A 26,463-nucleotide genomic window follows, 5' to 3' on the forward strand; every position below is an offset into this window, starting at 1 on the left:
CTGGCGCAAAAATCCGCCAGCCACTTGATAAACAACGATATTATGGCATATCCAAGCGGATGCCCTGCATTGCCCCATCAGTAGGCCGATACAGAAACCGCGCAAGCCCGACCGGATCGGCATCATCTTCAGACCAATAGACCGTCGCCTTATGGCTGCGAACTTCATGCATCACCGCATCATAGAATAACGTCAGTGGAAAAATCTCTTGTTTCGGATCGGACAGCACCGCGGTGAAATCCAGAACCAACAGGTCATAGCTGCCCACATCATGGTGCTGCACGCTTCTCAACGATGCCCGCTCAAGCGACAAGGGCAACGGCCCCTCACCCCGTTCAAGCGCAAGATGATCCCGAAAATACGTGGCAAGCAAATCCCGTTGATCCTCGGACACGCCCTGATCACGTGGCACATCCTCCAGAACGCGCAACGCCGGCCCTGCGATAACAAGCTCCTCCAGCGGAATTTGCACCTCAAGGTCAAGCATGCCTTCCGTCTGCGACAGGGTTAGAACGCTCCCCGGCAGGCCATGGGTAAAAGCGGCACCAACGGCACTGACCCACATAAAACAGGCAAGAATAGCCCCCCGCCCTTTGCCACCGAATGCCTCAAACATCACTCAGTATTTCCACCATAATCATCGTCGATATCACGCCAGACCGAATGCGGGTGATTTCCGGCTTCGCCTGTGGATTTGTTTGATTGCACCGAAAACTCCAACCACAGCGACGGGCCATGAATACGCACGTAATCATCTTCGTCCTTCACCTCGGTCGTGCCCGAAAACCCCAGCACGGTATCGGGCAATTCCTCAGTGTATTTTGCCATATATGCTGCGGCGTCCGCATCACTGATATCGCCCACATAGGTCGCGATTGCCGCCAACAGCAACGCCTGCTGCGCCTCACTCAGCTCTGAAACAAGCAACCCTTCCTGAGTGTCGGGGATCGCATCATCGGCTTGCGGGCCTGCAATGATATCGCGGTAAACCCCCTCCAATGTGGCGCTTTCCTTTTGCGCATCGGTCAATGACCGCAACACATTCGCAAAGGCTGCGCGTTCTTGCATCAAGGGCATGTTTTCACGCCCGTTCATATCGAACCGTGGAAACGGCTCTATGCCGCGAAATGATGGCGTGGCACCGGCAAGCACCCCATCAGTGTAGGTATGGGTCAACGCAAGGTGGTGGCCCCCATAATACAGCTGCCACGTACCCGTCTTGGACGGCGTGCCCAAAAAGGCGAATTTAGTGTTATATGAGGCATAGCCGACCCCATAATCCGTACTGACAGACCCGATATAATCATCTGCATTCAGCGTTTGCTCCAGCTCGTCATAGCCCTCATTGTCGGTCAGGCTGGTGGCTTCCATCATGATCGCTTTGACATAGCCGCGCTGCTCGACACTGAGCTCTCCCAGAAAAACACCGGGCCGCGCAGGAAAGGCCCCTGCGGGCAGGTTGCTCCAGTTCTTTGCCTCGGCAACTGAATACTCCAGTTGCAGGTTCTCCATCACCTCATCCGACACGTCCGCTTTCAACAGGTCGATCAGGCACAGCAACCGCGCATGCCCCGGATCGGTGCCGCAATCACTGGCTGCTGCGGGTATCTGGACCGACCCCATCAGAATGCTGGTATCGCCCAGCCTTTCATTCGTGTTGTTCAAATCCTCTCCCGGAGGGGGCGGACCTTTTCCATCGGCAGGTTGCGCCGATACTGGCAAGGCCATGCCAATGACCCATGCGGCAGCCCCGGCAAGAGCCCAAGCTGTGGTTGATTTCGCATATCCCATCGCATTTCTCCAATACTGGCCATTTCTCAAATCACTATTGGCACGCCTCCTGCAGAGCGAGGCATATGTTGCGCGCCATCGTGAGAGCCTCTGGTATATTCAACATAACCCAAGGTAAGCCTCCGACCACCTTTGCCCACAAATTCTATGATGCCTGCCCTCTGTCACCGCGCCTAAACCACGACCCGCAGCGTCAGGTTCAGCCGCCCGCCTTTGGGTAGCAACGTGCTGGATCCGCTTCTGATCCGGTCCACCCCGTGATAGGCCAATCGCGCCTCGCCGCCCATCACCACCACATCGCCCGAACCCAGCCAGAGGCTTTCGGTTTTGCCGCCGCGCGTCACATTACCCATCCGGAACAGCCCCTCATCTCCCAATGAGATCGACACAACAGGCCACGCCATATCCGCCTCACTGCGATCCTGATGCAGGCCCATTCTGGCCTCCGCGTCGTAATAGTTGATCAAACAACATTCCGGCTGTCGTTGGGTCAGCCCCGTCACCTGCGCCCACAGCTCCAATATCTGTTCGGGGATTTCAGGCCATGGCGTGCCCTTCGGATGGGTCTGTGCATAGCGGTAGCCATCCTTGTCAGACAGCCAACCGAACTTGCCCGCCGCCGTCATGCGGACAGACATCTTTTTACCGTTGGGCATCTGCGGCCGGAAAAATGGCGCCTGCGCCACCACCCCGCGCACGGCCGCCAACATGGCCCGCTGCGCCGCGATATCCAGAAACCCTTTGTGGATCTCAAACCCTTTGACTGTCAATTTCACCGCAGTTGTTCTCTTTTTAGCCAAATTTTCGGGATTTGCCCCTGAATCATCACATCTATGTCAGCGCACCTGTTGCAGCACCCGCACCCCCTCCCTATATACCCTCCGAACTGTTGGAGACGACCCGTTTCCAGCATCAACCAGATCGGAGCATAGGTGCCGTAACGGGCTTGTGCTTCGTGACATCGCCTTGACCTAAATGAGGGATCGAAAATATGGCCAAAGTAATTGGTATTGACCTTGGAACAACCAACTCCTGTATCGCAATCATGGACGGCAGCCAGCCACGCGTGATTGAAAACGCCGAAGGCGCGCGCACAACGCCCTCCATCGTCGCGTTTACAGATGACGAGCGCCTTGTAGGCCAGCCGGCAAAACGCCAGGCCGTCACAAACCCTGACAACACCGTCTTTGGTGTAAAACGTCTGATCGGCCGTCGCAACGACGACCCGGATCTGGCCAAAGACAAAAAGAACCTGCCCTTCAACGTGATTGATGGCGGCAATGGCGACGCATGGGTCGAAGCCAAAGGTGAGAAATACTCCCCTTCGCAAATCTCTGCGTTCATCTTGGGTAAAATGAAAGAAACCGCCGAATCCTACCTCGGCGAAGAAGTATCCCAAGCGGTTATCACCGTGCCTGCATACTTCAACGACGCCCAGCGTCAGGCCACAAAAGACGCCGGCAAAATCGCTGGCCTCGAAGTGCTGCGCATCATCAACGAGCCAACAGCAGCCGCGCTGGCGTATGGCCTCGATAAAGAAAACACACAAACCATCGCGGTTTATGACCTTGGCGGCGGTACATTCGACGTAACCATCCTCGAAATCGACGATGGCCTGTTCGAAGTGAAATCCACCAACGGTGACACGTTCCTCGGCGGTGAAGACTTTGACATGCGCATCGTCAACTACCTCGCGGATGAGTTCAAAAAAGAACACTCTGTCGACCTGACCCAAGACAAGATGGCCCTTCAGCGTCTGAAAGAAGCCGCCGAAAAAGCCAAGATCGAGCTGTCCTCCGCAACACAGACCGAGATCAACCAGCCCTTTATCTCCATGGGCTCCACCGGCCAGCCGCTGCACATGGTTATGAAACTGACCCGCGCCAAGCTGGAATCCCTTGTGGGTGACCTGATCAAAGCCTCCATGAAACCATGTCAGGCCGCTTTGAAAGATGCGGGCCTGTCCGCGTCCGACATCGACGAAGTCGTTCTGGTTGGTGGTATGACCCGCATGCCACGCGTCATCGAAGAAGTGACCAAATTCTTCGGCAAAGAGCCGCACAAAGGTGTGAACCCTGACGAAGTTGTTGCTCTTGGTGCCGCGATCCAAGCGGGCGTTCTGCAAGGCGACGTAAAAGACGTTGTTCTGCTCGACGTGACACCGCTCTCACTGGGCATTGAGACTCTGGGCGGCGTTTTCACGCGCCTGATCGACCGCAACACAACCATTCCAACCAAGAAAAGCCAGATCTTCTCGACCGCGGAAGACAACCAGAACGCAGTGACCATCCGCTGCTTCCAAGGTGAGCGTGAGATGGCTGCGGACAACAAAATCCTCGGTGCCTTCAACCTCGAATCGATCCCGCCTGCCCCACGCGGCATGCCACAGATCGAAGTGACCTTCGACATTGACGCAAACGGTATCGTATCCGTTGGCGCGATGGACAAAGGCACTGGTAAAGAACAGAAAATCACCATCCAAGCTTCCGGTGGTCTGTCCGATGCCGATATCGAGAAAATGGTTCAGGACGCAGCAGACAACGCCGACGCGGATAAAGAGCGTCGCGCGCTGATCGAAGCGAAAAACCAAGCGGAAAGCCTGATCCACTCGACCGAAAAGTCGATGGAAGAGCATTCCGACAAGGTCGATCCGACCACCATCGAAGCGATCGAGCTGGCCATCGCCGCGCTCAAGGACGAGCTGGAAACAGAAGACGCCGAGAAAATCAAATCCGGCATCCAGAACGTGACCGAAGCTGCGATGAAACTGGGTGAAGCGATCTACAAAAACGCTCAGGAAGCCGGCGAAGACGACATGGCCGCAGCAGCGGATGAGGCCCCCAATGCAGGCGCGGATGACGACATCGTTGACGCCGAATTTGAAGACCTCGATGGCGACAAACGCTCGTAAATCCGCTTAGTGGAACCAATGACAGGGCCGGTCCGATCAGACGGGCCGGCCCTTCACGTTCCTGAAAAGGACTGTATCTATGGCAAAACGTGATTATTACGAGATCCTCGGAGTCGCCAAAGGCGCGTCCGCCGATGAGATCAAAAAAGGCTATCGCACCAAAGCGAAAGAGCTGCACCCGGACCGCAACAAAGACCGCCCCGAAGCCGAAGGCCTCTTCAAAGAGGCGAATGAAGCTTACGAGGTCCTCAAGGATGCTGACAAAAAAGCAGCCTATGACCGCTATGGTCATGCTGCCTTTGAAGGCGGCATGGGCGGCGGTCGTCCCGGTGGCGGCTTTGGCGGCGGCGGTCAGGGCGATTTCTCGTCCGCCTTCTCGGACGTGTTCGACGATCTGTTCGGTGATTTCATGGGCGGTCGTGGCGGCCAACAGGGCGGCGGCGGGCGACGTGCCGCACGCGGTTCCGACCTGCGCTATAACCTCGGCATCACCCTTGAAGAAGCCTTTGCCGGGATGCAGAAATCCATCAACATTCCCACCTCTGTCTCCTGTGGCGCATGTAGCGGCTCGGGCGCGGAAGGCGGTGCCGAACCAACAACCTGCCCCACCTGCTCGGGCATGGGCAAGGTCCGCGCACAGCAAGGTTTCTTTACCGTTGAACGTGGCTGCCCGACCTGTAATGGCCTCGGCCAGATCATCAAGAACCCCTGCAAAACCTGCCGTGGCGCGGGTCGCGTAGAAAAAGACCGCGCACTCTCCGTCAACATCCCAGCAGGGGTCGAGACAGGCACACGCATCCGCCTTGCAGGCGAAGGCGAAGCCGGTATGCGCGGCGGTCCGGCCGGTGATCTCTACATCTTCATGGAAGTAAAAGAACACGAGCTGTTTGAACGCGACGGCCCGAACCTGTTCTGCCGCGTTCCCGTGACGATGGGCAAGGCCGCCTTGGGTGGCAGCATCGAAGTTCCCACCATCGACGGGGGCCGTGGCCGCGTACAAGTCCCCGCAGGCAGCCAATCAGGCCGCCAGATGCGCCTGCGCGGCAAGGGGATGCCCCATGTCCGTGGCAATGCCACCGGCGACATGATCATCGAACTGGCTGTTGAGACGCCCGTGAACCTCACCTCACGGCAAAAAGAATTGCTGCGCGAATTCGAAGACCTCTCGGAAGAGAACAACCCCGAAAGCAGCAGCTTCTTTTCTTCGGTCAAATCCTTCTGGGATTCGATGAAAGGGTAACGCCCCTTCCAAACCCACCAACTCAGAAAGGGCGCGCCGCATCACACGGCGCGCCCTTTTTTGTGCGCGCTCGGGTATGCACGTGCTGTGTACGTCCGGTGCACATTGTGTGACTCCTAACATCTCCTTAAATTTGCGCCGAATTAACTCTTCGCTAACGATGCCGCGCCATGCTCTGACCATGAGCAACCTGCGCGAACAACCCCTTCCCTTTCTCATGGATGAAGCCCCCGCCGCCGCGCCCGTCGGCGGCAAACAGCCCTCATATATCGCCGACCACCGCGCACGCCTGCGGGCCCGTTTCATGGCTGGTGGCGCGGATGCCATGCCAGAATACGAACTGCTGGAACTGGTCCTTTTCCGCGCCATCCCCCGCCGCGACGTAAAGCCATTGGCCCGCGCCCTGATGGACCGTTTCGGCGATTTCAACCGCGTACTCACCGCGTCCGAACCCCGCCTGCGCGACATATCCGGCGTCGGCGATGCCGTCATAACCGAACTCAAAATCGTCGAAGCCGCAGCCCACCGCATGGCCCGATCGCGTGTGATGCAGACACAAGTTTTATCCAGTTGGGATGCTTTGTTAGACTACTGCCACACCACCATGGCCCACCGCGAAACCGAACAGTTCCGCGTGCTCTACCTAGATCGGAAAAATATCCTGATCGGGGATGAGGAACAGGCGAAAGGCACGGTGGACCATGTGCCGGTCTACCCTCGCGAGGTCGCAAAAAGAGCGTTGGAATTCAATGCATCAGCGCTCATTCTAGTGCATAATCATCCCTCGGGTGACCCCACTCCGTCGCAATCGGATATCGACATGACACGCCGTGTGAACGCGGCATGTGAGGCCCTCGATATCACCCTCCATGACCACCTGATTATCGGCAAATCGCGTGAGTTAAGCTTTCGTGCCGAAGGCTATCTTTAGCGGACCCAGACCTCTACACGGCGGTTTGCGCTGCGGCCCCATGCGCTTTCGTCGCAAGCCATCGGCATGGCCTCGCCAAAGGCATCCACCCCCAGCTCGACGCGCTCCAGATTGGCCGCCACAGCCGCTTCGCTCACTGCGCGGCGCACGGCATCTGCACGGCGCAACGCAATGTCCCGATTGGCCTCGGCCGGCCCTTCGCCGTCACTGAAGCCCACAAACAAAAGCTGCCGCGCATCATAGCTGCCCACCTCTAGCGCACGCGCCAACTGCTGCACATTCGACCGCGACTGCGCATCCAACCGGACCGAACCCGCCTCAAACCGGAATGACGTACTAAGCCGCGCCATCGGCGTGAGCGTCGACGTCATCCGCTGCAATTCCCCCAGCGAAATCTCAACGCCTGCATTGCCAATCGCATTGGCAAATCGGTTCCCCTGCTCCTCCACAGCAATCTCTTCTGGCGTCTGGTCCACAAACCCCGAACGCCGGATCACAATCTGCGCCGCCGAGCCACGGGTAAAGGCCAGAAACTCCCGCGCCAAACGTGGCAAACGGCGGGCAGGAAAATACAAAAACATCGGTGCTGTAAGGGGATAGTCTTCGGTCTTGATTGTGCGCCGCGAAGCTTGCATGGAAAAACCGCAACTTCCCGTCAACATCAAAGCCTGCGTATTCCGGCGCTCCGCATAGCTGGTTACACCCAATGCAAACGTATCTGCCGCCACTGCCTGTGCCAAGGCGACAGGCGTGGGATGGCGGATCGCCCCCTCTACCAGCTTGGCCTCGCTGTCAGGCAGCAAAAGCTGGTCCATGATCGCTTGAGACAGGCCCGATGTATCGTTCGGCAGGTGCACATCAATCGGCACATCAGGCCCGCCCAGAGCCTCCCAATTGGTGATTTCACCCGCCAGGACCTGAGCCAGATCAGAGGGCGAAATGCCTTGCACCGGATTGCTGGGGGCCACCACCGGCACAATCGCATCAAGCGCCAGCACACGGCTGCGGTTTACGCCCGTCATGTCACCCAGCCCGACTTCGCGCGCGCGGGCACGCTCGTCAGGGCGGATCTCACGCAGGGCCATGACGATATCGGCCTCATCCGCCAAAAGATCGGCAAACCCCTCGTCCGTGTTCGTAACCCGGAAATAAAACCGCGCTGCCAGCTTCCCGTCTTCGCCGCGGCGGATCAGATAGGTGAACATCGTCTGGTCTTCATCGGCGACGCGCTCGACCTCATAGCCGTTCTTTTGCGCAAAGGCTTCGATCAAGGCGGGCATCACGACGGCACCCAAAGTCGGGGCACCCGATATCTGAAGTTCGGCGACGAAATCCTGTAGGTTCGGGCAAGCAGGACCCGAGCACAGCACACCAGAGCCATCCAGCGTCAGCTCACCATATTCTGTTTGAACCCGGTAGAACTCTCCATCAAAGCCAAGCAGCGTGCCGCTAAGCTCAACCTTGCTATCGCGCGAAGTGAGCGTGATGTCCTGTGCCAATACGGACAGGGTCGTTCCAAAAAGGAAAAGTGCGGCGAAGACCGCCGCACATATCACTTTGATCATGTGACCTCGAAATTGCGTTATCTAGACGCAACTTTCAGGTCTTCGAAGAGATTATTCAACACAAGAAAGTTGCCGCTCGCGTCACAATCAGGAACAGACAGCGTCAAATCTTTGGTTGTGATATCGTTACCACTATTCATCTGAAGCGTTTGCGCCTCGATCTCCAACGAGCAGTTATTTTCAGCAACTTCGGCTTCAACGCTCAGCTGAATGCGTCCGGCGCTTCGGTTGACGCCAGCAGGGAACGTATAAACCTCGGCCATCAGCGCATCGGGGACAGACGTGTCACCCAAGACCGAGATAAACCCGCCTTCACCGGTGACGGCAGCAGAGATTTCACCGGGCGCGCCAGCCCAGACATGACCTTCGCTGTCATATCCAGCACCGAATTCCAGCGCGTGAAGTTGAAATCCCGTGTCGCCTTTCCACTGCAATGCCACACGATCGAAATCGGCCAGCTCTTCAACGGGTGTCTGGGCCACGGCTCCTTCGCCATCGCTGAATGCAACAATGAACACAGCTTCCTGTGTCAGGGCAGGAAGTGTGATATCCAAATTCCCCTGAGCATCAGTCACCTGACCAAACAAAAGCCCCGCATGGTGCACTGTGACCCGTTCGTTCGGCAGGCAAGAAGCAGACACGGTCAAATTGACCATCGCCGCTGCAATAGGGCGCGCATCTGCACTGACTTCGCAGCTATCTGCCAGAAGCGTATCATCGTCTACGGCAGTATCAGACAAGACATTATCGCTCACATCCAAGGAAGCAGTCTGAACCGGCGCGACCTCTGGAGGCAGAGAAGGAAGTGTTTGCTCTTGCGGGGTGCCGATTTCCTGTGCGGTGGGTTGCGCAACCTCCTGCTCCGCTACGGGGGCCGCGACCTCCTGATCAAAGCTGGCCGAGGTCAGCACGACATCTTCCACATTCAGAACCGATGCATCGGCGTTTGTCAGGGCCACCCCTTCATAACCGGCTTTCGGCGCTTCCCCCGAGGATTGCATGAAAAACCCGATCCCGAGGGCGCAGGTCAACGTGCCTGCGGCTGTCATGATTTCCTTGCGATAACGCATGTTATCCACCTCATACTATAAAATAGCTCAGTTAAGAGATGGCGCGGAAACGGGGCCGGAATTGGGCGGCCCCGTGCTTAGATTATGACATTTAACGCATATTTAATTTTTAGAGGCGGCCATGGCAGTGTTTGAACTTCTCACCTGAGCCACAGGGGCACAGCTCGTTCCGGCCGGGATTACCCCAGGTTGATTGATCCGTTTCATCAAATCCGTTCTCAGGATTTGTGGCCCGAGGGCCGCCGGCTTTTTCAACCGCGGTGTTGGCAATCGCAGCCTCCGCCGCCTGTTGCTGTGCCTGCATTGCTTGGATCATGCGCTGCTGCTCTTCCTCGCTGGGCGGCTGGACGCGTGACAGTTTCTGCGTGACGTCAGCCCGCAGACTATCGAGCATCCCCTCGAACAACTGGAAGGATTCATTTTTATATTCATTCAGCGGATCGCGCTGTGCATAGCCCCGGAACCCGACAACAGATCGCAAATGCTCAAGCGTGAGCAGATGCTCGCGCCATTTGGCGTCGATTGTTTGCAGCAGAAAATGCTTTTCGATGTTGCGCATATTCTCTTCGCCAAAAAGCTTGGTCTTTTCAGCCATCAACGCATCTGTCGCTTCGATCAGGCGTTCGCGCACGACCTCGTCATCCACACCGTCTTCTTCGCACCACGCCATTATAGGCACATCAACGCCAAGCTGTTCGATGGCAGCAGCATAGAACCCTTCGCTATCCCATTGATCAGCATAGGTATTGGGCGGCATGTATTGATCAATCAAATCGTCGATCATCTGATGGCGCATGTCTTCGGTAATTTCGTGTAAATCCTGACTTTCCATGATGTCACGGCGCTGGCCAAAGATGACCTTGCGTTGTTCGTTCATCACGTCATCGAACTTTAGCAGCTGCTTGCGCATGTCAAAGTTGCGGCCCTCGACCTTGGCCTGCGCACGCTCGAGCGACTTGTTGACCCAAGGGTGAATAATCGCTTCACCTTCTTTCAGCCCCAACGAAGTCAGCACTTTTTCCAACCGTTCCGAGCCAAAGATCCGCATCAGATCATCTTCGAGCGACAGGAAGAAAGACGAGCGGCCCGGATCACCCTGACGGCCAGAGCGACCGCGCAGCTGGTTATCAATGCGGCGGCTTTCATGACGCTCGGACGCGAGCACATACAGACCGCCCGCTTCGAGCACCTTCTTTTTCTCGTCGGCAGTCTCGGCTTCAATCCGTGTACGCAACGCGACGGGATCAGCTTCGGGATCGGCCGTCAACGCCTCGAGCACTTTCAGTTCGACGTTACCGCCCAGCTGAATGTCGGTGCCGCGCCCCGCCATGTTGGTGGCGATCGTCACCGCGCCAAGTTTGCCAGCATCGCCGACAATCTGCGCTTCCTGCTCGTGCTGGCGCGCGTTCAGAACCTTGTGTTTGATCCCTTCGGCATCCAGCATTTTGCTGAGCATTTCCGATTTCTCGATAGAGGTCGTGCCGATCAGACAGGGCTGACCTTTGGCGTGGGCCTCTTTCGCCTTTTCGATCATCGCCGCGTATTTTTCAGCAACGGTACGGTAAACGGCGTCATCCTCATCCACCCGCGACACTGGCAGGTTTGTGGGAACCTCAACCACACCAAGGCCGTAAATCTCCATGAATTCGTCCGCTTCGGTCAGGGCAGTCCCCGTCATACCGGCAAGCTTGTCATACAGGCGGAAATAGTTCTGGAAGGTCACCGAAGCCAAGGTAATGTTCTCTGGCTTGATCTCGACACCCTCTTTGGCCTCGATCGCCTGGTGCAGGCCATCCCCAAGACGGCGACCCGACATCATCCGGCCCGTGAATTCGTCAATCAAGACAACTTCGCCATCGCGCACGATATAGTCTTTATCTTTCTCGAACAGCGTCCGCGCACGCAGGCCTTGGTTAACGTGGTGCACAAGCGACGTGCTTTCGGGATCATACAGGGTCATGCCCTCTTCGAGCAGCCCGCGAACGCGCAACTGGCCTTCGAGGAACTCGGTACCCTCGTCGGTAAAGGTCACATTGCGGGTTTTTTCGTCCAGCTCATAATGTTCGGGCGTGAGCAACGGAATGATGCCATCAATGGTGACATACATATCAGAGCGGTCGTCGGAGGGCCCGGAGATGATCAGCGGTGTACGTGCCTCGTCGATCAGGATGCTGTCGACCTCATCCACAATGGCAAAGTTATGCTGTTTCTGGAAAATCTGGCTGATCTCGGACTTCATGTTGTCGCGCAAGTAATCAAAGCCAAGTTCGTTATTCGTCGCGTAGGTAATATCGCAGTTATATGCGTCACGCTTTTCGTCGTCGGTCATGTTGGGATAGATGAAACCGGTCGTCAGGCCCAATGAACCGAAAACCTTACCCATCCATTCGGCGTCACGTTTTACGAGATATTCGTTCACCGTAACGACGTGCACACCCTTATGCGTCAACGCATTCAGATAGGCGGCAAAGGTGGCGGTGAGGGTTTTACCTTCCCCTGTCTTTTGCTCGGCTACATTGCCCTGATGCAAAAAGATCGCGCCCAGCAATTGTGTATCAAAGGCCCGCAAGCCCAACGTGCGACGCGCACCTTCGCGGCAGTTGGCAAAAGCTTCGGGCAGCAGGTCATCCAGGCTTTCGCCCTTTAGAGCACGCTCAGAAAGCTCATGGGTTTTGCTTATAACCTCTTCGTCGCTGAGTTTGGAAAACTCAGGCTCAAGCGCGTTGACCTTGTCAACAAGCGAGCGAGCGGCCTTGATCTTGCGATCATTGGGTGAGCCAAAAACCTTTTTTGCGATTTTTCCGAGTCCCAGCATGCGATCTCCAGCCGATGTTAAAAACAATCGCGCGATCTGCTTGCCCCGCAAACACCCAGTCCATAAATAGATGGGGAGAATGGTGGCAGCATGCCGCGCCCATCAGCGATGTAAGGGCCACCATGTAGCGTGTCAATGTAACCGGCCCTTTCGCGTCGGAATGATAGGACGAACAATGCAAAAACCCCTCACTTTTCTTGGTGCCGCCGCAATTGCAGCCGCGCTTGCCCTGCCTGTAACGGCTCAGGAGACCGCGACAGCCGATCCATCCACCGTTGTGGCCACGGTTGGTGACACAGAAATCACACTGGGTAACATGATCGTGGCATGGGCCAGCCTACCAGAACAATATCAGGGGTTGCCCGATGATGTGTTGTTTCAAGGTATCCTTGATCAGCTGGTTCAGCAGACCGCTCTTGCACAACAATACTCCGGCGATCTGCCTGCGCGCATTGAATTGCAGCTCGAAAACGAACGCCGTTCACTAGTTGCCGGCGAAGCGATTGAAGGCATCATGGAAGACCCGCTGGACGAGGCCGACGTACAAGCCGCCTACGAAGCCGACTACGGCGGAGCCGAACAGGCACCGGAATATAACGCCTCGCATATTTTGGTGGAAACCGAAGAGGCCGCACAGGCCGTGATCGAAGAATTGAACGACGGTGCCGATTTTGCTGCGGTGGCCCGCGACAAATCCACCGGCCCCTCAGGCCCCAATGGCGGTCAGCTTGGCTGGTTTGGCCCGGGTGCCATGGTACCCGAGTTCGAAGAAGCGGTTGTTGCAATGGAACCGGGAAAGGTTTCCGAGCCGGTGAAAACCCAATTCGGCTGGCATGTCATCAAGCTCAACGAAACACGTGTGCCCGAAGCCCCCGCGCTTGAGGAAGTACGTGAGCAGATCGAGCTTCAGATCCGCCAGATTCGCGCTCAGGAGAAAATCGAGGAAGTGACCGCAGCCGCCAAGGTTGATCGCAGCGCCTCCGAAGGTATTGATCCCTCTGTAATCAAACAAATCTCAGCGCTGGAGTAACCCTGAATTATGGCAAATATCACAGCCGTTTCGCCGCTGGCCCCCGCCAGTTTTCCGGCCCTGCCGGCAATTGAAGGCGTCCGCTTTGCAACCGCTGCTGCGGGAGTGAAATATCAGGGGCGAACGGATGTGATGCTGGCCACGCTATCACCGGGTAGCGTCGTGGCAGGAGCATTCACACGCTCTGCCACGCGGTCTGCTCCGGTACTGGATTGTCAGGCCAAGATCACACAGCACAGCGATGCACCTGCGGCTATTCTGGTGAACTCGGGCAATTCCAACGCCTTTACCGGCAAGGGCGGTACAGCCTCGGTCGAGGCGATCACATCTGCGGTCGCGCAAACCTGCGACGTCCCGCAAAGCCGTGTCTTTACATCCTCGACCGGCGTCATCGGTGAGCCGTTGCCCCATGACCGGATCATTTCGGTTCTGGACAGTCTCGCAGCCGATCTCCAACTAGATGGCATCGCCGCAGCGGCCGATGCCATCATGACAACAGATACGTTCCCCAAAGGGGCCGGTACAACCGTGCAGGTCGATGGTAAAACTGTCTCGATTGCAGGGATTGCCAAAGGGTCCGGCATGATCGCCCCCGATATGGCGACGATGCTGGTCTATATCTTTACCGATGCGCAAATCAGCCACGGTGCACTGCAGACATTGGTATCCCGCCTGAATGATAAGACCTTTAACGCCATTACCGTAGATAGCGACACCTCAACGTCGGACAGTTTGATTGTCGCAGCCACAGGTGCCAGCGGCGTCGATGTCAGCGCCGATGAGGGCTTTGCCACCGCGCTGCATGAAGTCATGCAGGATCTCGCCCATCAGGTTGTCCGAGATGGGGAAGGTGCGACCAAATTTGTCGAAGTTACCGTCACAGGGGCTGCGACAGATAGCGACGCGAAATGCCACGCCATGGCGATTGCGAACTCTCCACTGGTCAAAACGGCCATCGCTGGCGAAGATCCGAACTGGGGTCGTGTGGTCATGGCTGTCGGGAAATCTGGCGCCGCTGCTGACCGTGATCGGTTGAGCATTCGCTTTGGCGATGTTGAAGTCGCCAAAGATGGCTGGCGAAGCGTACACTACTCTGAAGAGGACGCCGCAGCCCACATGAAGGGCGAGAACATCCTCATTTCTGTCGATATCGGAATTGGCGAGGGCCAATCTACGGTTTGGACTTGCGACCTGACCCACGGCTATATCAGCATCAATGCAGACTACCGCTCATGAAGATCGTTCTTGTTTCGGCAGTTGCGCTGATTGATGTGGACGGGCGCGTTTTACTCGCACAGCGGCCTGAAGGGAAATCAATGGCCGGCCTATGGGAATTTCCCGGCGGTAAAGTCGAACCGGACGAGACCCCCGAAGCCGCGCTCATCCGTGAGCTGGAGGAGGAGTTGGGGATCAACACATGGGCTTCCTGCCTGGCACCGCTGACCTTTGCCAGCCATTCCTATGAGAACTTCCATTTGATGATGCCGCTTTTCGCCTGTCGGAAATGGGAGGGGACACCCCAAGCTCGTGAAGGACAAACCCTCAAGTGGGTAAAGCCCTTGGAGATGGGAGCCTATCCCATGCCTGCCGCTGATATACCGCTGGTTGCGGTACTGCGCGATTGGCTGTGAAAACCTTCGAAAGATTGTTTCTCAAACTCGCATAAAAACACAATTAAACACCAAGATAGTTCTGGATAATTGTCCAATTACAGGTATTCTGAATTCAGCAGAACTCTGGGGAGGATTGTTATGCTACGTACGATTACGCTTGGAACTTGTGTTTCTGTTCAAGGAACATTTGTACGGGCAATGCCAGATGGAAAGATCGCCGTTCAGGTCGACAATACCATCTTTTCCGGCGTGCCGATCACCAAGAAATAGAAAGCGCATATCAAAGACGGAAAAAGGGGACGGTGTTTGCGCACCGTCCCCTTTTTTATATTGTTTTCCGCCTGCCTTATGACAGCGTGCGTTCGACTTCTTCGCGGGTGAAGATTTCGATCACGTCGTTTGGACGGATGTCTTCGTAGTTCTCGAAGGCCATACCACATTCCTGACCGGACTGGACCTCGGGCACTTCGTCCTTGAAGCGCTTGAGGGTTTTGAGCGTGCCTTCGTGGATAACCACGTTGTCGCGCAGCAGACGCACACCGGCAGAGCGGCGTGCCACCCCTTCGGTAACCAGACAGCCAGCAACTTTGCCAACACCGGTAACCTTGAAGACTTCTTTGATGCTTGCGTAGCCAATGAAGTTTTCTTTGATCTCGTTGCTGAGCAGGCCAGATGCGGCTGCTTTCACATCGTCCACCAGATCGTAGATGACCGAGTAGTAACGAATCTCGACACCTTTCTGGTTGGCAGTGTTACGGGCAGAGGCATTTGCACGGACGTTAAAGCCCATGATCGGCGCACCGGATGCTTCGGCCAAACCAACGTCGGTTTCAGTGATCGCACCAACGCCAGAGTGTAGAACCCGAACGCGGACTTCTTCGTTGCCGATTTTCTCCATCGCCTGAACAATCGCTTCGGCAGAACCCTGCACGTCCGCTTTGACCAGAATAGGCAGTTCGGACACGTCTTCATCGGCTTTGGCATTCGCCATCAGCTGTTCCAACGTGGTCGCAGCACCAGCAGCAGCGCGTTTGTCTTTGGCTGCCTGGGCACGGTATTCAGCGATTTCGCGCGCCTGTGCTTCGGTGTCGGTCACGTTCAACACGTCACCCGCTTCGGGTGTGCCGTTCAGACCCAGAACCTCAACCGGAACAGATGGACCGGCTTCTTTGACGCGGTTGCCCTGATCGTCGATCAGCGCACGAACCTTACCGTACTGCTCACCCACAACAAAGATATCGCCCTGACGCAGTGTACCGTTCTGAACCAGAACAGTCGCAACAGGACCGCGGCCCACGTCCAGCTGTGCCTCGATCACGGCACCAATAGCGGCACGGTTCGGATTTGCTTTCAGTTCAAGGATCTCGGACTGGAGCGCGATCGCTTCGAGCAATTCGTCCAGGCCTTGACCGGTGATGGCCGAAACTTCGACGTCCTGCACATCACCCGACATTTTTTCGACGATGACTTCGTGCTGCAACAAAGCTGCACGCACGCGGTCAGGATCGGCCGAGGGCTTATCGATTTTGTTGATCGCAACAATCATCGGCACTTGCGCCGCTTTCGCGTGGGCAATCGCTTCGATCGTTTGGGGCATTACAGCGTCATCCGCCGCAACAACCAGAACAACGATATCCGTCACCTGTGCACCGCGTGAGCGCATGGAGGTAAAGGCGGCGTGGCCCGGTGTATCAAGGAAGGACAGCACAGCGCCGTTATCGGTTGTCACCTGATAGGCACCGATGTGCTGTGTGATGCCGCCTGCCTCACCTGCCACAACTTTTGCGTTGCGGATCGCATCCAACAGGGATGTTTTACCGTGGTCAACGTGGCCCATAATCGTGATGACAGGAGGACGACCAACCAGATCGGCCTCATCATCTTCTTCGACCTTGATCACGTCTTCAACGTCGGCGTCCGATACACGAACAACCTTGTGGCCAAACTCTTCGATGATCAGCTCGGCTGTGTCTGCATCAATCGTTTCGTTTTGCGTAACCATGAGACCCGACTGCATCAGGGCCTTTACAACAGCACCTGTCTTTTCAGCCATACGTGCGGCCAGTTCGGACACAACAATCGCCGGAGGCAGCTGCACGTCGCGAATGATCTTTTCGCGCTCGACATTGCCGCCCATCGCCTTTTGACGCGCACGGTCTTGTTTACGCTTCATCTGCGCCATAGAGCGCTGACGGCCGCCTTCGCCACCGCGCAACGCTTGGTTCACGGTCAGCTTACCAGAGCGACGATCGTCGGCCTGACGGTTTTTCTTGTTGGTTTCCTCGCGGTCACGCTCGGTCTTGCGTGGGGTCGCGGCAGGAAGTGCCTTGTTCGGTGCAGCGCGCGGTGCTGCAGGCTCCGCGGCGGGAGCTGCGGCGGCCTGAGCGGCAGCAACGGCTTCACGCTTGGCGCGCTCTTCCTCTTCGGCTTTCGCCTTGAGGCTTTCTTCGCGGGCTTTGTCTTCGGCCTCTTTGGCCTCGATTTCAGCGCGGCGGCGCTCACGGTCTGCGGCGCGGGCCTTTTCTTCGGCTTCGCGTGCAGCTGCCTCTTCGGCTTCGCGGGCTTTGGCGGCCTGAACCGCCTTCAAACGGCGTTCCATTTCGGAATCCGTGATACCTGCCGGGCGTCGCGATGGATCGCCTACAGGACCAGCGCCGGGGCCAGTTGGTTTTTGTCCGCCGGGTTTGGGGACCACAACGCGCTTGCGCTTAGTCTCGACCACAACGTTTTTCGTACGCCCATGGCTAAAGCTTTGCTTTACGTTGCTGGGACGTGAGCCACCAAGGCCCAATGTTTTTCTGCCGTCACTATCGCTCATCTAGCTCGTCTATCCTTTCGGCTGGTCGATACCAGCCTCGTTTTTGCGCACGCCGTTCAACCGGTGAGCTTCCTCTACAACACGTAGAGTGAGTCCACCAGAGGCGAGCGCCCCATGTATCACAGTTTGGCGTCCGAATGCCAAACCCAATTCATCTGCCGTCAGACAGCCAATATAGTGGCCGTAATGCGGCGTACTCAGTTTCGATTTGCCGCGCCCCGAACCGTCAACGGCCTGGATCAACACCAAAGCCTCTTCGGTTTGCAGCCAGGTTTTAACTTTTTCGTATCCCGCCACGGCTTTACCCGCCTTGCGCTGCATCGAAATAAGCTCAACCGTACGTCGCGCCAACTGCGCCTCTACCTGTTCAACCAGATCTTCGGGCACTTTTACGGGCTGTTTGGCACTGCGTGCAAACAAACCTTTTTTCGCAGCAGTCTCAAGCGCGGCGCGATTTGCTGTTACCCATATACCACGTGCGGGCAGTTTACCCAAGATGTCAGGCACAACTTGTCCGTCAGGCCCGACAACAAAACGTACCATTCGGTACTTAGGTTGTACTTCGCCTGTGGCAATGCACTTGCGTTCCGCGCCGCTTTCGCGGTCTTTAGATGCGCCACCGCGTCCCATACAGTTCCCCGCGACCTGCGATCAGGCCTCGGCCTCCTCATCTGCGTCAGCGTCGTCTGCTTCCGCTTCAAGTTCTGCAGGATCAACCCAGCCCAGAAGGACACGCGCCGTCATAATCATCGCTTGGGCATCTTCCAATGTCATGCCGAAGGATTCCAGCACACCATCGTCTTTGATCCGTTCGCCGTTTTCGGTGGTCCAGCCACCGGCCAGTTCCCAATCCGCGCAGGTTGCGAAATCTTCGAGAGTTTTCACATCGTCCTTGGCCAATGCTTCGATCATTGGCGGGGTCAGCCCCTCGAATTCGATCAGGCTATCCTCTGCGCCTAGCGCGCGCGCAGCATCAAGTGCGGCTTTGTTCTGGGCTTCGAGAACGTCACGTGCACGGGCCTGAAGCTCACCGGCGGTGCCTTCATCCACACCATCAATGACCAACAGCTCGTCAACTTCGACATAGGCAACTTCTTCGAGGTTCGTGAAACCCTCTGCGACCAGAAGCTGGGCAAAGAATTCATCGAGATCGAGGTTGTCCATGAACAGTTTGGTACGCAATTCGAACTCGGCCTGACGGCGTTCGCTCTCTTGCTCTTCTGTCATGATGTCGATGTCCAGACCAGTCAGCTGGCTTGCCAGACGGACGTTCTGACCGCGACGGCCAATGGCCAGCGACAGCTGCTCTTCGGGCACGACAACTTCGATTTTGCCGGCTTCTTCATCCAGAACAACCTTGGACACCTCTGCCGGTTGCAGCGCGTTCACAAGGAAGGTCGGCATATCTTCATTCCATGGAATGATGTCGATCTTTTCGCCCTGAAGCTCGTTCACGACGGCCTGAACACGGCTACCGCGCATACCAACGCAGGCACCCACAGGATCAATAGAGCCGTCATAAGAGATCACAGCAATCTTTGCGCGCGAACCGGGGTCACGGGCCACGGCTTTGATTTCAATGATGCCATCATAGATTTCTGGCACTTCCATCTTGAACAGCTCGGCCATGAATTCGGGCGCTGTACGGGAAAGGAAAATCTGCGGGCCGCGCTGTTCGCGGCGCACGTCCTTGATGTAGACGCGGATACGGTCGTTCGGGCGATATGATTCGCGGCCGATTTTCTCGTTGCGGCGCAGGATCGCTTCGCCCGCACCCACATCAACGATGACGTTGCCATATTCTTCACGCTTGACCAGACCGTTCACAATTGTACCGGCGCGGTCTTTGAATTCTTCGTACTGACGATCACGCTCGGCTTCGCGTACCTTTTGCAAGATCACCTGCTTGGCCGATTGCGCCGCGATGCGGCCCATCTCTACCGGCGGGACTTCTTCGATGAATTCCTGACCGATTTCAGGGTTGGCCATATATTGCTTGGCCTGCTCAACCGTGAATTCCGCCTGATAGTTCTCAAGCTCGTCCTCGGCGACAACTGTGCGCACGCGGGTAAAGGTCGCGCGACCAGTTTTGCGGTCAATGGACACGCGGATATCCATTTCCGCGCCGTAACGCGATTTGGCCGCCCGAGCGAGCGATTCTTCCATTGCTTCGATCACCAGCGCGGGATCAATCATCTTCTCACGAGCAACGGCTTCAGCGGTTTGCAAAAGCTCAAGCTGGTTTGCGGATGTAATAGCCATTAGTCTTCTCCCTCGTCAGACAGATGCGTCTGCACTTCGTCAAATTGGGTTTCGTCGATTGCACCTGTCGCTTTGCGCTGGCGCAGCATTTCCTTGATCAGCTCGTCCGTCAGGACCAGCTTGGCATCGGTCAGCCATTCGAATTGCAGGCCAACGGTGCCTTCTTCGATGTTGATCAGAACCTCGTTCCCCTCAACGCCGGCCAATTCACCTTTAAAACGGCGACGGCCATCAATCAGGTCGTCGGTTTCAAGCTTGGCTTCATAGCCTTCGAAGTTAGCAAAATCCTTGAGGCGTGTCAGCGGGCGGTCAATACCGGGGCTGGACACTTCAAGCGCGTATTCGTCGACGATCGGGTCTTCGACGTCCAGCACCGCACCGATCGCGGTGCTGATCTTGGCGCAGTCATCTACTTCGATGCCGCCGTTAGGCTTGTCGGCCATCACCTGTAGGGTGGCGTTCTTGCCGGTCATCAGACGCACACGGACCAGCTCATACCCCATGTCTTCGATGACAGGGGTGATGATCTCCGCCAAACGGCGATCCATGGCTGCTTTTGCAATCAGATCATTGTTCATTTCGGTTGCCTTTGGGCACAAAAAAACGGGCGCGCGGCCCGTACATCAGGTTCGTTGGACGCTTGGTTTGGACCCAAGCGCGCCGCTGTTGATGTCCATATACGCGTAGTGTGTGAGAACATCAAGCCCCCCACCATCGCTGGGGTGCGCGCAGGTCGTCCAACACGCCCCGCCCCAACGTCATGGGCATAGCGATACTGCGCGAAACCGCCTGTCCGTCAAAGACGGCAATATCGTCAAAACCGCTCAGGATTGCTTCATCCGCAATATCGGCACCGTCCACCAGATACTCTGCCACGGCCTGTGCCCGCACCTTTGCACAGGGGATCGAGACAAGCTCGACCGTGTCGAACCACCCTGCCTCACCGTCTTTCCAATGCGAAGCCTGGCGACGGGTCAAAAGTTGTTGGCCGGCGGCAAAATGCTGTACTGCATAAAGCCCTGTGCCAATACCCGCCTGCGGCGCGTGGGCCGGACGAATAACATGCGCCTGCTGCGCAAGGGTAAAGGGCAGCGCGGCATCAGGTGCCTCTAGCCTAATCTGCACAGTCGTCGCGCCCAGCGCCTGAACATCGCCCAAGGCGGCAAGGCTATGCACGACATCGCGGGCACCGAATGGTGCCGCATCATGGAATGCAATCCCCTCCCGCAGCTGGAAGGTCCAGACCTGCGCATCTTCGCTGCGGCCCCATGACGTCGCAAGCGCACCGCGCAAGGTGCCGTCAGCGGCGACCTCGGTAAGGGTTTCAAACACCAACCCAACGCGCGCGATCTGCATAAACAGCCCCTCGCCCGTCATCCAGTCGTCACTCCGGGTTGCGCCAGACAACGCCAGACGCAGCTTCCCCCCGCGCCGCGGCAATGGTCCCGCGCTGACGCCCGTTGCAGCCAGCAAGGCAGCGGCGGCACCGCTGGCAAACAGCGCACGGCGATCAAGGGGTTTGCGGCTCATGTGGCGGCGATCCTGTCCATGGCGCGCACCAACTCGGCGCTGATCCCCGGCTCGGACAGGGCGTGGCCTGCGTTGCGGACCATTTTCAGCACACCTTTTGGCCATGCCTTAGCGATGGCATAGGCCGATGTCGGCGGACAGATCATGTCATACCGCCCCTGCACAATCACACCGGGGATATGCGCAATGCGGTCCATCTGTGCCAGAATTTGACCGTCATACTCGAGAAATCCGTTATTGATGAAATAATGGTTCTCCAACCGAGCAAAAGCACGCGCATATTCACCCGGCCCTTCAATCATCTGACCCGTAGACGAAATCGACGCCAGCGCGTTTTCCCAACCGGACCATGCCCGAGCATAGCGTGTTTGTAGTGACAAATCGTCCGAGAAAAGCCGACTGTGATAGGCTTTGATAAAATCGTCGCGTTCATCCTGTGGGACAATCGAAATGAAATTGTCCCAGACTTCAGGCCAGAACTTGCCCGCGCCGCCGCCATAAAACCAATCCAGCTCCGCTTGGGTCATCAGGAAGACACCGCGCAAGACGATATTACGCACGGCCTCGGGGTGGGTTTGCGCATAAATCAGCGACAGGGTCGCACCCCAGCTGCCGCCAAAGACGACCCACTGGCCAATACCAAGCGTTTCGCGAATCAGCTCGATGTCGGCGACCAAATGCCATGTGGTATTGTCAGACACGCTGGCGTGCGGGGTTGAGCGCCCGCAACCGCGCTGATCGAACAGGATGATCCGGTATTTTTCAGGATTGAAGTAACGGCGCATAGACGGGCTGCACCCACCGCCCGGACCACCGTGCAACACAACAACAGGGATGCCATCAGGGTTTCCGCATTGCTCGACATAGACATCGTGACCCTGCCCAACTGACAGCATTCGCCGGTCAAACGGGTCAAGGGGCGGGTACAGATACTGCACTGCGCGCTTTTGATCAGGGGTCTTATCCATTACCAGCCTATATAGTACGAGGGCACATTGAATACGAGGAGCACAGAAATGCAAGCGCATCAAAGCACTGTGGACGATCAGGAAGTCGCAAAATTCGAAGCGATGGCTGCCGAATGGTGGGATACAGAGGGTAAGTTCAAGCCCCTGCACATGCTCAACCCTTGTCGGTTGGACTATATCACCACGCAAATCGCTGGCGAATTTGACCGCGATCTCACGGCGACTGCGCCGTTTGAGGGCTTGCGAATCCTCGATATCGGCTGTGGCGGCGGGTTGTTGTCAGAACCGATGGCACGACTGGGCGCGACGGTTGTAGGTGCGGATGCCGCCGCAGGTAACATTCCCGTGGCACAAATCCACGCCGAGCAATCCGGCCTCACGATTGATTACCGCCACACCACCGCCGAAGCCTTGGCCGAAGCGGGAGAGCAGTTCGATGTGGTCCTGAATATGGAAGTGGTCGAACATGTCGCTTCCCCCATCAGCTATCTGACAGCCTGCCAACAATTGCTGCGCCCCGGCGGGTTGCATGTTTGCTCCACGCTCAACCGCAATCCAAAATCCTATTTTGTCGCGATCATCGGGGCCGAACATGTGATGCGCTGGCTGCCCAAGGGCACGCATGAGTGGTCCAAATTCATCACCCCCGACGAGCTGTATACGCTGCTAGAGGAATCGGGGCTCACGCCTGTGGACCGCAAAGGGTTTGTGTTTAACCCCCTGCTCTGGAGCTGGAGCCTGTCGGCAAAAGACCTTAGCGTGAATTACGTCACAGCAAGCGTAAAGCCTAAAGCCTAAAGCCTAAAGCTGTTTGCGCAGCTCACGAAGGATGGGCAAAGCCGCTCTGGCTTTGTCCTCCCCCAAATCTTCAACCACTTTGGTAATCATCGGAGCAATCGCATTAAGCGCCGTCTCGCGGGCCAGTTTGCCTGCGGGGCTGATGTTGACGATCTTGCGCCGCGCATCATCCCAATCGGGCCGGATGTGGATATATCCTGCCCACTCCAATTTTGTCAGTGTGTTGGTCATCGCACCGCGCGTCACGTGAAACGTCTCGGCAAGCTGTGCGGGGGTCCGCTCCATATCGCGCCATGCGAGATGATTGAGCACAGAGAAATGTGAAATCTCCATACCTTTAGGCAATACCTTGCTCAGGCGGTTGCGCAGGATCTGGTCGGTGCCCAGAATTTCACTGAACAGCATTATGGCAAGAGTGTTGGAGTCATCGCTCATGTGGTTCGTTAAAGGCGCGCCTGTGGCTCATGCTTGGAACTTTGGCGCGCGCTGATCCTGTTTGTGTCATATCTAGATCAAACAGGTATATCCCCGCCTGCGTGCCTGCGTCCACCATCACCTCGCCCCAAGGCGAGATAACAAGCGAATGACCATACGTCTGTCGGGTTTTATGTTTGGCGCTTGCATGGATGCCCGTCTGCGCGGCTGCGATAACAAAGCAACCCGTTTCGATCGCACGCGCACGCAGCAAGCTGTGCCAATGTGCTGCTCCGGTCACGGGTGAAAACGCCGCAGGCACGGTCAGGATATCTGCCCCCGCCTCGGCCAGCGATTGATACAGCGCCGGAAAGCGAACATCATAACAGATGGTCATGCCGATATTGCCGAACGGCGTACGGACCATCACGGCATCATTACCCGGGCGGTAGCCTGCGGATTCTCTCCACGTTTCTGTGGCTGTCACCTGCACATCGAACATATGGATTTTATCATAGCGTGCGACAATCTCGCCCTGAGGATCAATCAGGAACGACCGATTGGCGAAACGGCCATCTGCGTCCTCGGTCTTAAGCGCGAGCGACCCAATCGAAAGCCAAATGCCCAGCGTCGCCGCATCCTCACCCAGCGCAGCAAGCGTCGGGTCGTTCGCCTCAAGGTGCAAAACCGCGCGCTGGTGATCACGATTCACCGAGACACAGTTCGTAACTTCAGGGGTCAGCACAAATTGCGCCCCTTGCCCCGCCGCCTGCGCGAGCATACCCCGTGTAATCGCCAGATTGGCCAACGGGTCATCGCTCACGTTCAGTTGCAGCAGGGCGGACTTCATTTCGACAGCAAAGCGTCTAGACGGCCTGCTTTTTCCAGCGCGTATAGGTCATCACAACCACCCACATGGGTATCACCGATGAAAATTTGCGGGACAGTACGGCCCCCATTTGCGCGTTTGATCATCTCGGCCTTACGGCCAGGTTGGGCCAATACGTTCACTTCGGAAAACTTCACGCCTTTTTGCTTCAGAAGGCGTTTGGCAGAATGGCAAAAGCCACACAGGGGCGAGGTATAGAGTTCGACGGGTTTCATGGTTATGTCCTTTTCAACACGGGCTGAGAACCGAATTAAGCCTCTTTGCCTGCTCTGGCTAGGGTCAGAACGCGGACAGGTCCCGATCCGGCCAACTTACAAGCCTGCGTGCAGGCCATTAAGGTGGCCCCGGACGTCATAACATCATCAATCAACAGCACCGGTCGCCCATGCAACAAAGCCCCGCGTTTGGCATGTGGGACAATAGCGTTTTCTAGGGTTTTAACCCTTTCACGTATGCTCAGACCACCCAACGGTGCCGTGCGCCGGATGCGATGCAGCGCATCGGGGCACCACGCCAGATCAAGTTGTCGTGATACTGCCCGCGCAAGCAATGCAGATTGGTTGTACCGGCGCTTGAGAAGGCGCGACCAATGCAGAGGGACCGGCACGACAACCGTATCGCGTGGCAGACGTCCGCGGACCGTGTTTGCCATCCAAAGCCCTGCCGGCTGTGCCATTTCCTGACGATCGCCGTGCTTTAACGCAAGCACCAGTTTGCGACCTGTACCTTTATATAGAAGGGCAGCGCGCCCCTGTGCCCATGGCTTGGGGATTTGCATACACTCATCGCAATGATGTTCATCCCCGTCTCCCCCCGGAGTCAGCGGGATGCCGCAGCCGTCACAAATGACACCGCCCAAAAAGATGGTATCGCGCCAACATGCGCCGCACAGACCGAAATCGCTTTCAACCATATCTCCACAGGTGATGCAGCGCGGCGGATAAATCAGCGACACCGCTGTTTGAAGTTGTGCCAGCACCAGCCTATGTACCCCCTATGACAATGCCAATGACCGACACCAAATCCCTGCACCTGCGCCGTGCCCGTACCACCGCTGATGGCATGTTCCTGCACGCCGCCGCCGCGGAGGAGCTTCAGGATCGTCTGGGCATGGTTAATAAGTTGTTTACAGCTCCGGCTGTAGTTACGGGTTTCCGTGATTTTTGGGCTGCGCAATTCCCCGATGCCTTAACTGTTTCCGATGTGGAAACACTACCACTGCAAACCGCGTCCCACGATCTGGTTATGCATACCATGAGCCTGCATTGGGCGAATGACCCCGTGGGGCAACTGATCCAATGCCGTCGCGCTTTGAAGCCCGACGGATTGTTCATCGCCATCAGCTTTGGCGGTGACACGTTACAAGAACTGCGTCGCGCGCTGGGTGAGGCCGAGATTGCTGTGACCGGCGGCCTGTCCCCCCGAATAGCGCCCCTGCCAGAGCTGCGTGATCTGGGCGGGCTACTACAGCGGGCAAGCTTTGCCCTTCCGGTTGCTGATACTGCGACACTTTCGGTCGAATACCGCGACATCTGGCATTTGATGCACGACCTGCGCGCCATGGGTGAAACCAACGCCCTAAACAACCGCCTACGCAAGCCAACCCGCCGCGCGGTGTTTGAGCAGGCGCAAAAACTCTATGCGCAGCACTTTGCCACATCCAAGGGCAAACTAAGGGCGAGTTTCGAGCTGCAAGTGCTTACAGGCTGGGCGCCGGACGCATCCCAACCGCAACCGCTGCGCCCGGGGTCTGCCCAAGCACGGCTTGCAGACGCACTTGGCGCTGCAGAAAAACCGCTCCGCGATTGACCCCGAGGC

The 26,463-nt window shown here is 56.9% G+C and carries 25 protein-coding genes; 9 read left to right on the forward strand and 16 right to left on the reverse strand.

The features are described 5' to 3' along the window. Positions 1-40: 40 nt before the first annotated feature. The 3 genes from ABJM03_RS15615 to ABJM03_RS15625 all read right to left on the reverse strand — a co-directional run bounded on the left by ABJM03_RS15615 (position 41) and on the right by ABJM03_RS15625 (position 2,567). Complete coding sequence (locus tag ABJM03_RS15615; protein WP_348418770.1) at positions 41-616, reverse strand: hypothetical protein; 576 nt, start codon at positions 614-616, stop codon at positions 41-43. Then, positions 616-1,791, reverse strand: coding sequence for a DUF3500 domain-containing protein (locus ABJM03_RS15620; RefSeq protein ID WP_348418771.1), 1,176 nt, complete (start codon positions 1,789-1,791; stop codon positions 616-618). The genes ABJM03_RS15615 and ABJM03_RS15620 overlap by 1 nt, the downstream gene beginning before the upstream one ends. A gap of 173 nt (positions 1,792-1,964) precedes the next feature. After that, positions 1,965-2,567: an alpha-ketoglutarate-dependent dioxygenase AlkB gene (locus ABJM03_RS15625; protein WP_348418772.1), complete on the reverse strand. Its 603-nt coding sequence runs from the start codon at positions 2,565-2,567 to the stop codon at positions 1,965-1,967. Positions 2,568-2,782: 215 nt separating this feature from the next. Between ABJM03_RS15625 and dnaK the strand changes: the two genes are divergently transcribed. The 3 genes from dnaK (at position 2,783) to radC (ending at position 6,873) form a co-directional block, all read left to right on the forward strand. Next, positions 2,783-4,702 carry a molecular chaperone DnaK gene (gene dnaK, locus ABJM03_RS15630; RefSeq protein WP_348418773.1) on the forward strand — a complete coding sequence of 640 codons (1,920 nt, stop codon included), beginning with the start codon at positions 2,783-2,785 and terminating at the stop codon, positions 4,700-4,702. Positions 4,703-4,781: 79 nt separating this feature from the next. Beyond that, positions 4,782-5,942 carry a molecular chaperone DnaJ gene (dnaJ, locus tag ABJM03_RS15635; RefSeq protein ID WP_348418774.1) on the forward strand — a complete coding sequence of 387 codons (1,161 nt, stop codon included), beginning with the start codon at positions 4,782-4,784 and terminating at the stop codon, positions 5,940-5,942. Positions 5,943-6,159: 217 nt separating this feature from the next. After that, the gene (radC, locus tag ABJM03_RS15640; protein WP_348419152.1) at positions 6,160-6,873 is read left to right on the forward strand and encodes a DNA repair protein RadC; all 714 of its coding nucleotides are present in this window, start codon (positions 6,160-6,162) and stop codon (positions 6,871-6,873) included. Here radC and ABJM03_RS15645 read toward each other — a convergent pair. The 3 genes from ABJM03_RS15645 to secA all read right to left on the reverse strand — a co-directional run bounded on the left by ABJM03_RS15645 (position 6,870) and on the right by secA (position 12,323). Beyond that, positions 6,870-8,438, reverse strand: a complete 1,569-nt coding sequence (locus tag ABJM03_RS15645) for a phosphate ABC transporter substrate-binding/OmpA family protein (protein ID WP_348418775.1) — start codon at positions 8,436-8,438, stop codon at positions 6,870-6,872. The genes radC and ABJM03_RS15645 overlap by 4 nt on opposite strands. A gap of 17 nt (positions 8,439-8,455) precedes the next feature. After that, the gene (locus ABJM03_RS15650) at positions 8,456-9,508 is read right to left on the reverse strand and encodes a hypothetical protein (RefSeq protein WP_348418776.1); all 1,053 of its coding nucleotides are present in this window, start codon (positions 9,506-9,508) and stop codon (positions 8,456-8,458) included. Between the two features lie 109 nt (positions 9,509-9,617). Beyond that, positions 9,618-12,323, reverse strand: coding sequence for a preprotein translocase subunit SecA (gene secA / locus ABJM03_RS15655; RefSeq protein WP_348418777.1), 2,706 nt, complete (start codon positions 12,321-12,323; stop codon positions 9,618-9,620). 175 nt (positions 12,324-12,498) lie between these two features. Between secA and ABJM03_RS15660 the strand changes: the two genes are divergently transcribed. The 4 genes from ABJM03_RS15660 (at position 12,499) to ABJM03_RS15675 (ending at position 15,236) form a co-directional block, all read left to right on the forward strand. After that, complete coding sequence (locus ABJM03_RS15660; RefSeq protein WP_348418778.1) at positions 12,499-13,353, forward strand: peptidylprolyl isomerase; 855 nt, start codon at positions 12,499-12,501, stop codon at positions 13,351-13,353. Between the two features lie 9 nt (positions 13,354-13,362). Continuing rightward, on the forward strand, positions 13,363-14,589 hold the full coding sequence (gene argJ, locus ABJM03_RS15665; RefSeq protein WP_348418779.1) for a bifunctional glutamate N-acetyltransferase/amino-acid acetyltransferase ArgJ: 1,227 nt from the start codon (positions 13,363-13,365) through the stop codon (positions 14,587-14,589). Further along, positions 14,586-14,984: a (deoxy)nucleoside triphosphate pyrophosphohydrolase gene (locus ABJM03_RS15670; protein ID WP_348418780.1), complete on the forward strand. Its 399-nt coding sequence runs from the start codon at positions 14,586-14,588 to the stop codon at positions 14,982-14,984. The genes argJ and ABJM03_RS15670 overlap by 4 nt, the downstream gene beginning before the upstream one ends. A 120-nt stretch (positions 14,985-15,104) precedes the next feature. Beyond that, on the forward strand, positions 15,105-15,236 hold the full coding sequence (locus ABJM03_RS15675) for a hypothetical protein (RefSeq protein ID WP_348418781.1): 132 nt from the start codon (positions 15,105-15,107) through the stop codon (positions 15,234-15,236). A gap of 76 nt (positions 15,237-15,312) precedes the next feature. Here the strand turns inward: ABJM03_RS15675 and infB are convergent, their stop codons facing one another. The 6 genes from infB to pip form a co-directional block, all read right to left on the reverse strand. Continuing rightward, entirely contained in the window at positions 15,313-17,784 is a 2,472-nt protein-coding gene (gene infB / locus ABJM03_RS15680; RefSeq protein ID WP_348418782.1) for a translation initiation factor IF-2, read from the reverse strand. Positions 17,785-17,793: 9 nt separating this feature from the next. Then, positions 17,794-18,414 carry an RNA-binding protein gene (locus ABJM03_RS15685; protein ID WP_348418783.1) on the reverse strand — a complete coding sequence of 207 codons (621 nt, stop codon included), beginning with the start codon at positions 18,412-18,414 and terminating at the stop codon, positions 17,794-17,796. 21 nt (positions 18,415-18,435) lie between these two features. Then, positions 18,436-20,046 (reverse strand): transcription termination factor NusA, encoded by a 1,611-nt coding sequence (nusA, locus tag ABJM03_RS15690; protein ID WP_348418784.1) that lies wholly within the window; start codon positions 20,044-20,046, stop codon positions 18,436-18,438. Next, positions 20,046-20,624, reverse strand: coding sequence for a ribosome maturation factor RimP (gene rimP / locus ABJM03_RS15695; protein WP_348418785.1), 579 nt, complete (start codon positions 20,622-20,624; stop codon positions 20,046-20,048). The genes nusA and rimP overlap by 1 nt, the downstream gene beginning before the upstream one ends. A gap of 121 nt (positions 20,625-20,745) precedes the next feature. Then, positions 20,746-21,576 (reverse strand): ABC transporter substrate-binding protein, encoded by an 831-nt coding sequence (locus ABJM03_RS15700; protein ID WP_348418786.1) that lies wholly within the window; start codon positions 21,574-21,576, stop codon positions 20,746-20,748. Then, positions 21,573-22,544 carry a prolyl aminopeptidase gene (pip, locus tag ABJM03_RS15705; RefSeq protein WP_348418787.1) on the reverse strand — a complete coding sequence of 324 codons (972 nt, stop codon included), beginning with the start codon at positions 22,542-22,544 and terminating at the stop codon, positions 21,573-21,575. Before pip ends, ABJM03_RS15700 begins: the two co-directional genes overlap by 4 nt. A gap of 48 nt (positions 22,545-22,592) precedes the next feature. Here pip and ubiG point away from each other — a divergent pair, with 48 nt between their 5' ends. Next, positions 22,593-23,342, forward strand: coding sequence for a bifunctional 2-polyprenyl-6-hydroxyphenol methylase/3-demethylubiquinol 3-O-methyltransferase UbiG (ubiG, locus tag ABJM03_RS15710; protein ID WP_348418788.1), 750 nt, complete (start codon positions 22,593-22,595; stop codon positions 23,340-23,342). A gap of 3 nt (positions 23,343-23,345) precedes the next feature. Here the strand turns inward: ubiG and ABJM03_RS15715 are convergent, their stop codons facing one another. The 4 genes from ABJM03_RS15715 to ABJM03_RS15730 are packed head-to-tail and all read right to left on the reverse strand — an operon-like array spanning position 23,346 to position 25,627. After that, positions 23,346-23,777, reverse strand: coding sequence for a MarR family transcriptional regulator (locus ABJM03_RS15715; RefSeq protein WP_348418789.1), 432 nt, complete (start codon positions 23,775-23,777; stop codon positions 23,346-23,348). Next, positions 23,767-24,606 (reverse strand): carbon-nitrogen hydrolase family protein, encoded by an 840-nt coding sequence (locus ABJM03_RS15720; protein ID WP_348418790.1) that lies wholly within the window; start codon positions 24,604-24,606, stop codon positions 23,767-23,769. Before ABJM03_RS15720 ends, ABJM03_RS15715 begins: the two co-directional genes overlap by 11 nt. Continuing rightward, the gene (grxC, locus tag ABJM03_RS15725; protein ID WP_348418791.1) at positions 24,603-24,860 is read right to left on the reverse strand and encodes a glutaredoxin 3; all 258 of its coding nucleotides are present in this window, start codon (positions 24,858-24,860) and stop codon (positions 24,603-24,605) included. The genes ABJM03_RS15720 and grxC overlap by 4 nt, the downstream gene beginning before the upstream one ends. A 35-nt stretch (positions 24,861-24,895) precedes the next feature. Next, positions 24,896-25,627, reverse strand: a complete 732-nt coding sequence (locus tag ABJM03_RS15730) for a ComF family protein (protein WP_348419153.1) — start codon at positions 25,625-25,627, stop codon at positions 24,896-24,898. A 26-nt stretch (positions 25,628-25,653) separates the two neighbouring features. On the opposite strand from ABJM03_RS15730, the gene ABJM03_RS15735 reads away from it, so the two are divergent. After that, the gene (locus ABJM03_RS15735; RefSeq protein ID WP_348418792.1) at positions 25,654-26,454 is read left to right on the forward strand and encodes a methyltransferase domain-containing protein; all 801 of its coding nucleotides are present in this window, start codon (positions 25,654-25,656) and stop codon (positions 26,452-26,454) included. Positions 26,455-26,463: the final 9 nt, after the last annotated feature.

Origin of the sequence: Sulfitobacter sp., assembly GCF_039977885.1 — a bacterium.
Lineage (GTDB): Bacteria > Pseudomonadota > Alphaproteobacteria > Rhodobacterales > Rhodobacteraceae > Sulfitobacter.